9 protein-coding genes are annotated in these 13,041 nt (G+C 68.9%); 5 read left to right on the top strand and 4 right to left on the bottom strand.

Translation table 11 applies throughout. The features are described from left to right. The 4 genes from AC0IXR_RS09240 to AC0IXR_RS09225 all read right to left on the bottom strand — a co-directional run bounded on the left by AC0IXR_RS09240 (position 1) and on the right by AC0IXR_RS09225 (position 4,733). On the bottom strand, positions 1 to 1,344 hold the full coding sequence (locus AC0IXR_RS09240) for a BCD family MFS transporter (protein ID WP_471760496.1): 1,344 nt from the start codon (positions 1,342 to 1,344) through the stop codon (positions 1 to 3). Next, on the bottom strand, positions 1,344 to 2,267 hold the full coding sequence (gene chlG / locus AC0IXR_RS09235; protein WP_471760495.1) for a chlorophyll synthase ChlG: 924 nt from the start codon (positions 2,265 to 2,267) through the stop codon (positions 1,344 to 1,346). Before chlG ends, AC0IXR_RS09240 begins: the two co-directional genes overlap by 1 nt. A 100-nt stretch (positions 2,268 to 2,367) precedes the next feature. After that, the gene (ppsR, locus tag AC0IXR_RS09230; RefSeq protein ID WP_471760494.1) at positions 2,368 to 3,813 is read right to left on the bottom strand and encodes a transcriptional regulator PpsR; all 1,446 of its coding nucleotides are present in this window, start codon (positions 3,811 to 3,813) and stop codon (positions 2,368 to 2,370) included. 35 nt (positions 3,814 to 3,848) lie between these two features. Further along, a complete protein-coding gene (locus AC0IXR_RS09225; protein ID WP_471760493.1) occupies positions 3,849 to 4,733 on the bottom strand; it encodes a cobalamin B12-binding domain-containing protein in 885 nt (294 codons plus the stop codon). Positions 4,734 to 5,025: 292 nt separating this feature from the next. Here AC0IXR_RS09225 and bchF point away from each other — a divergent pair, with 292 nt between their 5' ends. From bchF to bchL, 5 genes are read left to right on the top strand one after another with little or no spacing between them, the layout of a single operon-like run. Beyond that, positions 5,026 to 5,532, top strand: a complete 507-nt coding sequence (bchF, locus tag AC0IXR_RS09220) for a 2-vinyl bacteriochlorophyllide hydratase (protein WP_471760492.1) — start codon at positions 5,026 to 5,028, stop codon at positions 5,530 to 5,532. After that, positions 5,529 to 6,812, top strand: coding sequence for a ferredoxin:protochlorophyllide reductase (ATP-dependent) subunit N (locus tag AC0IXR_RS09215; RefSeq protein ID WP_471760491.1), 1,284 nt, complete (start codon positions 5,529 to 5,531; stop codon positions 6,810 to 6,812). Before bchF ends, AC0IXR_RS09215 begins: the two co-directional genes overlap by 4 nt. Before the next feature lie 4 nt (positions 6,813 to 6,816). Then, on the top strand, positions 6,817 to 8,463 hold the full coding sequence (bchB, locus tag AC0IXR_RS09210) for a ferredoxin:protochlorophyllide reductase (ATP-dependent) subunit B (protein WP_471760490.1): 1,647 nt from the start codon (positions 6,817 to 6,819) through the stop codon (positions 8,461 to 8,463). After that, positions 8,438 to 12,148: a magnesium chelatase subunit H gene (locus AC0IXR_RS09205; RefSeq protein ID WP_471760791.1), complete on the top strand. Its 3,711-nt coding sequence runs from the start codon at positions 8,438 to 8,440 to the stop codon at positions 12,146 to 12,148. The genes bchB and AC0IXR_RS09205 overlap by 26 nt, the downstream gene beginning before the upstream one ends. Continuing rightward, a complete protein-coding gene (gene bchL, locus AC0IXR_RS09200; protein WP_018043258.1) occupies positions 12,145 to 13,038 on the top strand; it encodes a ferredoxin:protochlorophyllide reductase (ATP-dependent) iron-sulfur ATP-binding protein in 894 nt (297 codons plus the stop codon). Before AC0IXR_RS09205 ends, bchL begins: the two co-directional genes overlap by 4 nt. Positions 13,039 to 13,041: the final 3 nt, after the last annotated feature.

Below are 13,041 nucleotides of genomic sequence, written 5' to 3'. Positions count from 1 at the left end.
TCACCTCAACGACAATCGGGGCTGGAGCACGGGCTCGGCGGGGCGGGCAGGGCGGCGCAATTGCGTCGCAGCGGCATGCTCGATCCGCATGGCCAGGGCGGCGCCGACCAGAAACAGGGCGGCCTCGGCCAGGAAGACGGCGGCATAGGCATGGACCGGTTCGGGGCTGACGAGGCGGGCGAGATCCACCGCCATGGTCCCGAGGAAGCCTCCGGCCCCGAAGGCGACGCCCTGGGCCGCGCCCCAGACGCCCATTCGGGTGCCGCGCTCGGCCTCGCCACCGGCACCCGCCAGACCCATCATCGAGCCGATGGCGGCCACGGCGAACATCCCGTTGAACAGGCCAAGAGCGAAGACGGCGGCGCGCAGGGGGAAATCCGGGCCGACGAGGCCACCGACGGCGATTCCGGCCAGAGCCAGCGCCGAGCCGGCGCAGCCGGTGGCGGTCCATACTTTCAGCGAGCCGAGATAGGGACCGCCGATTCCCATGGTGAGGCCGGCGACGGTGATCATGCCGGCGAGCACGCCGCCATGCTGGAGACCGGACAGCTTGGTGGTGGCCCCCGGCGTCATCGCGAAGACGAGGCCGGCGAAGGGTTCGAGGATGAGCTCCTGCGCGCTGTAGGCGAGCATCGCCACGAAGATGAAAATGGTGAAGCGGCGCGAGGCCGGCTCCGACCAGACCCGGGCCAAGACCTCGCGGAACGGCCGCTTCCCGCGGGCATCGGACGGTGCGGCCGCCGCGCGGCGCGGCTCGATTCCACGGATTGCGAGACAGGCGAGGGCGAAGGCGGCAAGCGACACCGTGCCGGAGACCATCACCAGCCGGACACCGGAGAACGGATCGAGGAAATGTCCGGCGATCGGCGCGGTGATGGCGAAGCCGGCGATCATCATCACCCAGACGATGGTGGCGGCAGCCCCCCTGCGGCGCGCATCGACGCCGCCCGCCAGGAGAACCAGGAGAGAGGTCCCAGCCGCGCCCGCGCCCATCCCCACCAAGAGGAAGGACAGGATGGCGAGGGCGATGCCGGTGGAAAGCTGCGTTTCCATGAGGGCGGTCGCCGCCGCCGCACCGAATCCGCCGAGGCAGAGCGCGGCCATGCCGCCGACGATCCAGGGCGTGCGCCGCCCGCCCACATCCGAGCCGTAGCCCCAGCGCGGGCGCAGAACCTGCACGGCGTAGTGGAGGGTGACGAGGGCGCCGGGGATCATCGCCGGCAAAGCGAGCTCTACGACCATGACCCGGTTGAGGGTCGAGGTCATGAGAACGACCACGGCACCCAAAGCGGTCTGAACGAGGCCGAGGCGGACGATGGCGAGCCAGCCCATAATCGGCGCCATCACGCGGCTCCCTGCTGCGCGAGTGCCCTGAGGGCGAAAGCCGCCACCAGCATGCCGAGCACGTAGAGGGTGGTGCCGGTACCGTTGTACCAGGCTGCCCGCTCGCGCGGGCTCCGGAGCAGGCGGGACATCAGCGCGAGTTGCGCCACGAGCAGCCCCGTAACGAGGGCCGCGTGCCCCGCGCAGTTCCAGGCCGAGAGGAGGAGGATCACCGCCAGCTGTGGCAGGGCCATGACGAGGCAGGCGAGGCGCGCGGCCCGGTCGGTCCCGAGCTGGACCGGCAGCGAGCGGAGATTCATGCGCACATCTCCCTCTACCGACTTGAAGTCGTTGAGGGTCATGATGCCGTGGGCACCCACCGAATAGAGGAGGGCCACCGTGAGAACGCGGTGGTCGGGCAGGGCGCCGGCCATCACGGCGGCACCTGTGAACCAGGGCAGGCCCTCGTAGCAGAGCCCCACTGCCGCGTTACCCCACCAGCCGTTCTGCTTCAGCCTCAGAGGCGGCGCGCTGTAGATCCAGGCGAGGACGAGCCCGAACAGCGCGGCGCTGAGGATCCAGACCCCGAGCGAGGCCGCGACGGCGAGGGAGAGGGCGGTCCAGGCCAGCGCGACGTAGAGGCCCCAGCGGCCAGGCATCCGGCCGGACGGGATCGGGCGCAGCGGCTCGTTGATCGCATCCACATGGCGGTCGTACCAATCGTTGACCGCCTGCGAGGTCGCGCAGACCAGGGGGCCGGCGAGCACGATCCCGGCGAGGATCAGCGGCCAGCGCCCCTCGGCCGCCATACCCGATGAGACCACGCCGCAGGCGAAGGCCCACATCGGCGCGAACCAGGTGATCGGCTTCAGAAGCTCGACCAGGGTGGCTGGAGCGGGGATGCCGACGGAAGCGGCGGGAGGGGTGGACGCCGACGTTGCCATGCCCCGAAGCTAGGGGCCGACCGTCGGAAGTGTCAAGAAAGATTGACACATAAAATGCCAATCTTGTGCGACATTTGGCCTGCCGGAAGACAGGCCTGAACTATTGTTCGTCGGAAGGCTCCGGCGCATCGAGATCGCCGATGCCATAACGGCGCAGCTTGGCGTACAGGCCCTGCCGGCTGAGCCCCAGCATCTCGGCGGCAGAGGCCCGGTTGTCGCGGGTGATGCGCAGGGCCGCCTCGATGCAGAGGCGCTCGATCAGGTCCGTCGATTCGCGCACGAGGTTCTTCATCGAGACCCGGCCCACGAGTTCGGTCATCTGCTCGACGGAGCGTGGCAATTCCCGACCGCCCAAAGCCGCCGCCGTGCGGCGCGGCGTCGAACGGATGGTGAAGCCGAGGCAGGGTTGCCCGGCGCCGGGTACCGCGACGGCGGCGACCTCCACCTCCTCCACCGAACCGTACTCGCCCCGGAGACTCGTCGCGAAATGGCGCACCGAGCCATGCTGGCCGAGGGTGGAGAACAGGGCGGCGGCCTCGGTCTCCTCTCGGCCGAGCCAGCGATCGAGGGGTTCGCCGCGCACCTGTTCCTCGGTGGCGAGCTGCACGAGATCGAGGAAGGCGGCGTTGGCGGCGAGGATACGGCGGGCCGGATCGGTGACGACGAAACCCTCGGGCAGGCTCTGGATCACGTCGAGGGCGGAGGTGCCGGCACGGCTCGGTCCGGCCACCTCGGCGGGGCCGGAGGAGAGGCGCAGGAGCGCGCTCGTGGCGTTCTCCTGGCGGAACAGGGAGGCGGCGACGCGGGTCTCGCCGCGACCGTTGCCGAGCTGCGCGACGAGATCGCCGGCCTGGCCGGTGATGCGCAGGCCAGCGAACAGCGATTCGAGTTCGCGGGTGCTGGCGGAATCGAACAGGTCGACCACGTCCTGTCCGATGATGCGCTTCTCCGCCCGGCCGAGGAGGCGGGCGGCGGCCGGGTTCACCTCGGTGACCCGGCGGGTGGCGGCATCCACCACCAGGACAGGCTCGCCGGCGAGCTGGAAGAGCAGACGGTAGCGGGTCTCGGCGCCGCGCAGGCGCAGGTAGTCGCGTTCCAGGGCCTGCTGGGTCTCCGCGAGCTTTCGCTGGAGCACGGCCATGGCGCGGAGATTGCGGCCGATGGCGATGATCGGACCACCATTCTCCAGGCGCAGGGCGGAATAGCGGACTGGCAGGTCGATGCCGGTGGCGGAGGGATGGTTCACCTGCCGCCAGCGCGTGACGGCGCCCGGGGCGGCATCGCGCAAGAGGGCGGCGATCTTCGGCCGGCTCTCGACCGTGACGGTATCCATCCAGGGCTGGCCGAGCCAGGTCTCACAGCCCTCATCGGCGAAATCCGCGTTGCCGAAGGCCGCATCGCGGATGATCCCGTCCGCATCGACCACCAGAGCGAGATCCGTCGCGGCCGCGACGAGAAGCCCGGCCGACTCCGCGTCCAGGGGACCGAGTGCCTTACGAAGCGCTGCGAAGGTTTCCGCCGCGGCGGGAAGTGCCAGACTGGTCAAGGATCACCACGATGTGACGACGTCGAGCCGGTCTTTCAGCAGGGTCTGGCCCGCGGATCAAGCAAGCTCTCGGCGATGGTTATGGCAAGGCGTGCATCACCCGCCGTCGCGTCCGCGCCGACGAGTGCCGAATATTCGGGATGGTTCATGAAGATCGGCCCGCCGACCATGACACGGACCGATGGATTGCGCGAGGTGCGACGAAGCTCGGTCACCAGCCGGGTGAGGGTTGGGAGTAGGGTTTCGCAGCCGAGCGATACGCCGATCACATCGAACCAGCCCGTGCCGGCGGCGCGGATCGCCTGGGAATGCGCGGAATGGGCCGCACTGGTCACATCCCATCCGGCGTCGCGGAAGAAGCGTTCGACGAGGGAGAGACCGAAGCTGTGCGTCTCGCCGGGACAGGCCATCAGGAAGACGCTGCGGCCGTGCGGGTCCGGCGCCGGCTCGTCGCGAAACCGGGCGGTGAGCTCGTGCATGATGCGCTGGAGCCGGCCCATAGCGATGGTGAGCTCGGCGAAGTCGCAGAGGTCCTCTTCCCACAAGAGGCCGAGATGGCGGGCCGTGGGGGCGAGGAGATCGAGGAGCAGGCTGTCGAGGGCGAGCCCGTCATCAACGAGGCGCGCGATCCGGTCTTCGACATCCTCGCCGTCCGGTGACAGGACCAGCGTGGCGAAATCCGTGATCTGCTCCGTGCTCGGCAGGATTCCCGGGCGGTTGGCACGGGAATCCGCCCGGTGGGCGAGCATCAGGCGAGGGATGATCTCCGCCTCGATGACACTGGCGAGATCGACGTCCCACGCGGAGTTCCGCTCCTGCCTGGCCCCGCCAGGATATAATGCGAATTCCGACGAGGCGCACTCGTCCAATGCAACCGGCTCGATCCCGGAAGCCGTGCGAAACCGCCAGACATCATCCATTGGGTCCTCCAATGTTTTATGACGGCTTCTTGATCCAGCTCGATCTTGATTGTCGAACTTGACGTCTTCGACTTAAAAAGCGTCCGACGCTGCTTGCAGTGCGACAAGCGGGCCTTGTCGATAACGATACGCTTCACAACCCATTTGGCAATCCAGCAACTCACATTATTATGCATCAATGCTGTAAATTTAAAATGACGTAAAGCCAGCTTGACACTTAATCCGCCGGTTCATACCCTCCTCGGCAACGGACCCCGACCATGCGGGGCTAAGCCGGGACAGGGTGGAACCGATGCCTGCAAGAGGGGGCCAGCCGACTCGACCTCTCTACTCGCCGGCCGAGCGCGCCCGGCGCGACGCCTCCCGCTGGACCCTGGTCCAGGGCATCCTCGCCCCCCTCCAGTTCCTGGTCTTCCTGATCAGCCTCGGCCTCGTCCTGCGCACCCTGGCGACGGGGGAGGGCGCGCAGATGGCCAACGTCTCCATCGTCGCCAAGACTTTGCTGCTCTACGCGATCATGGTCACGGGCTCGATCTGGGAGAAGGACGTCTTCGGGCGTTACCTGTTCGCCCCGGCCTTCTACTGGGAAGACATGGTCAGCATGCTCGTGCTGGCCCTGCACAGCGCCTATCTCGTGGCGCTCGCCACGGGCGCCCTCGACACGGCGGGGCTGATGCTCCTGGCGCTCGCCGCCTACGCGTCCTACGCCGTCAACGCTGCGCAATTCCTGCTGAAGCTGCGCGCCGCCCGGCTCCAGGCCCCGTCCCGCCTCGTCCTCTCACCGGAGGGCGCGCGATGAATGCCCATGCCAAGCTCGGCAACTTCGACCCCGCCTGCGGCGTCGAGATCCGGCAGGAGCGCGGCCAGCGGGCGGTGTTCTGCGGCCTCACCGGGATCGTCTGGCTGCATCGCAAGATCCAGGACGCCTTCTTCCTCGTCGTCGGCTCGCGCACCTGCGCCCATCTCATCCAATCGGCCGCCGGGGTGATGATCTTCGCCGAGCCGCGATTCGCCACCGCCATCATCGACGAACGCGACCTCGCCGGCATCGCCGACATGAACGACGAGCTCGACCGCGTGGTGGGCCGGCTGATCGAGCGCCGCCCCGAGATCAAGCTGCTGTTCCTCGTCGGCTCATGCCCGTCGGAGGTGATCAAGCTCGATCTCGGCCGCGCGGCGCAGCGCCTGTCCCGCGGGCTGTCTCCCCAAGTCCGGGTGTTGAGCTACTCGGGCAGCGGCATCGAGACCACCTTCACGCAGGGCGAGGATGCCTGCCTCGCCTCCCTCGTCCCCTCCATGCCGGCCGAGGCGAAAGATGCCGCCCCCTCGCTCCTCGTGGTCGGGGCGCTGGCCGACGTGGTCGAAGACCAGTTCGCCCGCATTTTCGCAGAACTCGGCATCGCCCCCGTGCGGTTCCTGCCCGCGCGCCGGGCCGGCGAAATGCCACCGGTGGGACCGAACACCCTGACGCTACTGGCCCAGCCCTTCCTCGCCGACACGGCACGGGCGCTGGAGGAGCGGGGCGCAAAACGGCTCGCCGCCCCGTTTCCCCTGGGCGCCGAAGGCACCACCGGATGGCTCAGGGCCGCGGCGGACGCGTTCAGCGTAGCCCCCGCCCGGTTCGCCGCGGCCACCGCCGCGGGATCGCGCCGCGCAGAACAGGCGCTGGCGCCCTACAGGGCCATGCTCGCCCGCCGCCGCGTGTTCTTCTTCCCCGATTCGCAGCTCGAAATCCCCCTGGCGCGCTTCCTGTCGCGGGAACTGGGCGCCGAACTCGTCGAAATCGGCACGCCCTACCTGCATCGCGGCCATCTCGCCGACGAACTGGCGCTGCTCCCGCGCGGAACGACGATCGTCGAGGGCCAGGACCTCGATGCCCAGATGGACCGGTGCCGGGCGGCCCGGCCGGACCTGACGGTGTGCGGCCTCGGCCTCGCCAACCCGCTGGAGGCGGAGGGGCTGGCGACGAAATGGTCGATCGAGCTGCTCTTCACCCCGATCCAGGGCTACGACCAGGCCGGCGACCTCGCCGAACTGTTCGCCAGACCCCTCGTCCGTCGCACCCGGCTGGAGGTCTGACGCGATGCAGCTCACGATCTGGACCTATGAAGGCCCGCCCCATATCGGCGCCATGCGCGTCGCCACCGCCATGCGGGGACTGCACTACGTCCTGCATGCGCCCCAGGGCGACACCTATGCCGACCTGCTCTTCACCATGATCGAGAGGCGCGATGCGCGCCCGCCGGTGACCTACACCACCTTCCAGGCCCGCGACCTCGGCGCGGACACCGCCGCGATCTTCAAGCATGCGGTGGAGGCCGCCTACGAGCGGTTCCGGCCGGAGGCGATGATCGTTGGCGCGTCCTGCACCGCCGAACTGATCCAGGACGATCCGGGCGGTCTCGCCAAGGCCCTCGCCCTGCCGATCCCGGTCATCCCGCTCGATCTCCCTTCCTACCAGAAGAAGGAGAACTGGGGCGCCTCGGAGACCTTCTACCGGCTGGTGCGCACTCTGGCCGGTCCGGTGAAACCCACCGCGCCGCGCGAGAGGCGGCGTCCGCTCTGCAACATCCTCGGACCCACCGCCCTCGGCTTCCGCCACCGCGACGACCTCGTGGAGATCCGGAAGCTTCTCGACGCCCTCGGCATCGACGTGAACGTGGTGGCGCCGCTCGGGGCGAGCCCCGCCGATCTCGGCCGCCTCGGCGAGGCCGATTTCAACGTGGTGCTCTATCCCGAGATCGCGCGGGCCGCCGGGCAGCACCTGCACAAGACCTTCGGCCAGCCGATGGTCGAGACCGTGCCGATCGGCGTCCAGGCCACCATCCGGTTCGTCGAGGAGGTGGCGGCGCTCGCCGGGATCGATCCGGCCCCGGTTCTCGACGGCGCACCGTCGCGGCTGCCCTGGTACTCGCGCTCCGTCGATTCGACCTACCTGACGGGCAAGCGCGTCTTCGTCTTCGGCGACGCCACCCATGCCCTCGCCGCCGCCCGCGTCGCGTCCACCGAACTCGGCTTCAAGGTCGTCGGCCTCGGCACCTATACCCGCGAATTCGCCCGCGAGATCCGGGCGGAGGCGGCGCTCCACGGCATCGAGGCCCTCGTCACCGACGATTACCTCGACGTGGAAGCGGCGATCCAGGCCAGCGCCGCCGAACTGGTACTGGGCACCCAGATGGAGCGGCACATCGCCAAGCGTCTGGGCCTTCCCTGCGCGGTGATCTCGGCCCCGATCCACGTCCAGGATTTCCCCGCCCGGCATTCGCCGCAGATGGGGTTCGAGGGCGCCAACGTCCTGTTCGATACCTGGGTCCATCCGTTGATGATGGGGCTGGAAGAACATCTGCTCGGCATGTTCCGCGAGGACAACGAGTTCCACGCCGACGCCGCGCCCTCCCATCTCGGACCCGCTCACCAGCCTGTCCCTCCCCCCTTTGCGGGGGAGGGTGGCCCTCGCGTCAGCGAGGGTCGGGATTGGGGAGCGCCATCTCCGGAAAGGTCGCCCCCTCTCCCGCCTGCTCCGCAGGCACCCTCCCCCGCAGAGGGGGGAGGGAGTTCCGGCGCTGCACAAAGCACCTGGGCCCCCGACGCCGAGAAGGAACTCAGGAAGATCCCGTTCTTCGTGCGGGGCAAAGCCCGCGCCAATACCGAACGGTTCGCCCGCGAGCGCGAACTCCCCCTCATCACAGTCGAGACGCTCTATGATGCCAAAGCGCATTTCGGGCGCTGAGCGTCCGGCCCTCCGCATCGTCGTCGTGACGATGGACAATCACATGGCGAGCGCGCTCGAACGCGCCCGCCGCCGGCTCCATGACGAGATGCCGGGGCTCGTCCTCGGCTTCCACGCCGCCGCCGAATGGGACACCGATCCGGGTGCGCTCGCGTCCTGCAAGGCGGACATCGCGGTCGCCGACATCGTGCTCTCGACCATGCTGTTCATGGACGAGCATGTCCGCGCCATCCATCCGGCGCTGCTCGCCCGCCGCCCGCATTGCGACGCCATGATCGGCTGCCTGTCGGCGAGCGAGATCGTGAAGACGACGCGCCTCAACCGCTTCGACATGGACGGCACCAAGCGTGGCGCCCTCGATTTCCTGAAGAAGCTGCGCGGCAAGCCCGGCGGCCAGGGCAACGCCGCCCGCCAGATGGCGATGATCCGCCGCCTGCCCAAGATCCTGCGCTTCATCCCCGGCTCGGCCCAGGATGTCAGGGCCTATTTCCTCACCCTGCAATACTGGCTCTCGGGCTCGGACGAGAACATCGCCGCCCTGGTGCGCTTCCTCGTCGGCCGCTACGCCGCCGGGCCGCGCGCGGCCTGGCGCGAGATCGCCGCCGCTCCGGCCCCCATGAGCTATCCCGAGACCGGTCTCTACCACCCACGCATGAAGGGCCGGATCGGCGAGGACGTGACACGGGTTCCGGCTCCCGCCGGCACCGTGAAGGGCCGCGTCGGCCTGCTGGTGATGCGCTCCTACGTGCTGGCCGGAAACACCGCCCATTACGATGGCGTCATCGCCGCCCTTGAGGCGCGCGGGCTCAGTGTCGTGCCGGCCTTCGCCAGCGGCCTCGACAACCGCCCGGCGGTGGAAGCGTTCTTCAGGAGCAACGGGCGGCCCACCATCGACGCCCTCGTCTCGCTCACCGGGTTCTCCCTGGTGGGCGGCCCCGCCTATAACGACGCCTCGGCCGCCGAGGAGACCCTGCGCGGCCTCGACGTGCCCTACCTCGCCGCCCACGCCCTCGAATTCCAGACCGTGGAGCAATGGGAGGCCTCCGATCGCGGACTCTCCCCCGTGGAGGCCACCATGATGGTGGCGATTCCCGAACTCGACGGCGCCACCGCGCCGATGGTGTTCGGCGGTCGCTCCAGCGCGTCGCCCGGCGCCAATGCCCGCGACATGAGCGTCCATGCGGAACGGGCGGACATGCTGGCAGCGCGCGTCGAACGCCTCGTCTCGCTGCGCAGGACGGAAAAGGCCTCGCGGAAGGTCGCTATCGTCCTGTTCGGCTTTCCGCCCAATGCCGGGAGCATCGGCACGGCGGCGTTCCTTTCGGTCTACCACTCGCTCCACAACACGCTGACAGGCCTGAAGGCCGACGGTTACGACGTCGCCGTGCCGGACAGCGTCGACGACCTGCGCAACGCCGTGCTCGCCGGCAACGCAGCCCGCTACGGCACCAGTGCCAACGTCCATCACCGCATCCCGGCCGACGACCATATCCGGCGCGAGCGCCACCTCTCCGAGATCGAAGCGCAATGGGGTCCGGCGCCGGGGCGCCAGAACAGCAACGGCTCGCAGATCTTCGTGCTGGGCGCGCAATTCGGCAATGTTTTCGTCGGCGTGCAGCCGGGCTTCGGCTACGAGGGCGACCCGATGCGGCTGCTGTTCGAGCGCGGCTTTGCCCCGACCCACGCCTTCTCCGCCTTCTACCGCTACCTGCGCGAGGATTTCCGCGCCGATGCCGTGCTGCATTTCGGCACTCACGGGGCGCTCGAATTCATGCCCGGCAAGCAGACCGGCCTGTCGGCTTCCTGCTGGCCCGAGCGCCTGATCGGGCCGCTGCCCAACGTCTACCTCTACGCCGCCAACAACCCGTCCGAGGGGATGATCGCCAAGCGCCGCTCGGCCGCCACCATGGTGAGCTACCTGACGCCGAGCCTCACTCAGGCGGGCCTCTATCGCGGGCTCATCGACCTGAAGGCCTCGGTCGAGCGCTGGCGCGGGCTGGAGCCGGAGGCGGAAGCCGAGCGGCGCGAACTCGGCCAGCTGATCCAGGCGCAGGGCTCAGCCCTCGACCTGACATCGGCCGAGCCGGCCTGGTCCGGGGACATGTCCGGCAGGATCCTGGCCCTCGGCCTCGCGCTCAGCGAACTCGAACACAGCCTGATCCCGCACGGAATGCATGTGGTCGGGGAGGGCACGCCCCCTGAAGAGCGGATCGACCTGCTGACCGCCCTGGCCGAAGCCTCGAGCGGGCTCCGGCCCGACCGCGCCGGCATCGCCGCCCTGGTGGCCGGCGACACGATCGACCAGGCCCTGACGGCCTCCGGCCTGCCTCTCGACGACGCCCACCGCGCCGCCTTCATCGCCCTGCGCGAGACCGACACGCTGCTGGCGCAAGACCACGAGCTTCCAGCCTTGCTGCGGGCGCTCGACGGCCGCTTCATCCCGCCCGTTGCCGGCGGCGACCTCCTGCGCAACCCGTCCGTGCTGCCGACGGGGCGCAACATCCACGGCTTCGACCCCTACCGCCTGCCCTCGGCCTTCGCGGTAGCCGACGGCACCCGGCAGGTCGTCCGCATCCTCGCCCGCTACCGCGACGAGGGTGCGCCCTTGCCCGAGAGCATCGCCCTCGTCCTGTGGGGCACCGACAACCTCAAGAGCGAGGGCGGCCCCATCGCGCAGGCCCTGGCCCTGATCGGCGCGAGCCCACGCTTCGACGGCTATGGCCGCCTGTGCGGCGCGACGCTGATCCCCCTCGAAGAGCTCGGCCGCCCGCGCATCGACGTGGTGGTGACCCTGTCGGGTATCTTTCGCGATCTGCTGCCGCTCCAGACCAAGCTGCTGGCGGAAGCCTCCTATCTCGCAGCCACCGCCGACGAACCACCGGAGTGGAACTTCGTGCGCAAGCATGCCCTCGCCCACATGGACGAGCACGGCATCGACATGGAGACGGCGGCCCTGCGGGTGTTCTCCAATGCCGAGTGCACCTACGGCGCCAACGTCAACAACCTCGTCGAATCCGGCCGCTGGGAGGACGAGGACGAGATCAGCGAGACCTTCTCGCGCCGCAAATCCTTCGCCTATGGCCGCAACGGTCGGCCCACCGCCCAGCGTGCCCTGATGGGCAGCGTGCTCGCCAAGGTCGATCTCGCCTACCAGAACCTCGATTCGGTGGAGGTCGGGGTGACCTCCGTCGACCATTACTTCGACGGTCTCGGCGGGATGGGCCGGGCGGTGGCCCGCGCCAAGGGCGAGGCCGTGCCGATCTTCATCAGCGACCAGACACGGGGGGAGGGCGTCGTGCGCTCGCTCTCCGAGCAGGTCTCCCTGGAGACCCGGACCCGCATGCTCAACCCGAAATGGACCGAGGGCATGCTCGGCCACGGCTACGAGGGCGTGCGCCAGATCGAGGCGCATCTCACCAACACCATGGGCTGGTCGGCCACCTCCAACGCCGTCGCGCCCTGGATCTACCAGCGCATCACCGAGACCTACCTCCTCGATCCGGCGATGCGCGAGCGCCTCGCCGCCCTCAACCCGACCGCGTCCGCCAAGGTCGCGCATCGGCTGATCGAGGCGCACCAGCGCGGCTTCTGGACTCCCGACGCGGCCACGCGCGACGCGCTCGACCGTGCCGAGGAGGAGCTCGAAGACCGTCTCGAAGGCATCACCGCAGGGGTCGCCGCATGAACATCGCCATCCGTAATCCCGTGGCCTCGCGCCGCGAGGAAGGCAGCCTCCAGGTCGAACTCGATCCGGCGCTGAAGATCGGCACCGCCAAGGTCTTCGCCGTCTACGGCAAGGGCGGCATCGGCAAGTCCACCACCTCGTCGAACCTGTCGGTGGCCTTCTCGAAGCTTGGGAAACGCGTGCTGCAGATCGGCTGCGACCCGAAGCACGATTCGACCTTCACCCTGACGAAGCGCCTCGCCCCCACGGTGATCGACGCCCTGGAGGCGGTGCAATTCCATTCGGAGGAGCTGCGGATCGAGGATTTCGTGGCCGAGGGCTACAATGGCGTCATGTGCGTGGAGGCTGGCGGCCCGCCGGCCGGCACCGGCTGCGGCGGCTACGTCGTCGGCCAGACGGTGAAGCTCCTGAAGGAGCATCATCTTCTGGAAGATACCGACGTCGTCATCTTCGACGTCCTCGGCGATGTGGTCTGCGGGGGCTTCGCCTCACCGCTCCAACATGCCGACCAGGCCCTCATCGTCACCGCCAACGACTTCGATTCGATCTTCGCCATGAACCGGATCGTGGCCGCGATCCATTCGAAATCGAAGAACTATCCCGTGCGGCTCGGCGGCGTCATCGCCAACCGCTCGGCCAAGACCGACGAGATCGACCGTTTCAACGCCGCCGTCGGCCTGGAGCGCATCGCTCATTTCCCCGATCTCGACGTGGTCCGGCGCTCGCGCCTCAAGAAATCGACCTTGTTCGAGATGGAGCCGACGCCCGAACTCATCGCAGTGACGGACGAGTACATGCGGCTCGCAGCCCATCTCTGGGCCGGCGGCAAGCCGCTCTCGGCGATGCCGATGAAGGACCGTGACCTGTTCGAGTTCCTCGGGTTCGATTGAGGG

Source organism: Methylobacterium sp. AC832, assembly GCF_979256025.1.
Note: the sequence above shows the minus strand (reverse complement) of the source record. Positions and strands in the feature narration are given on the sequence as shown.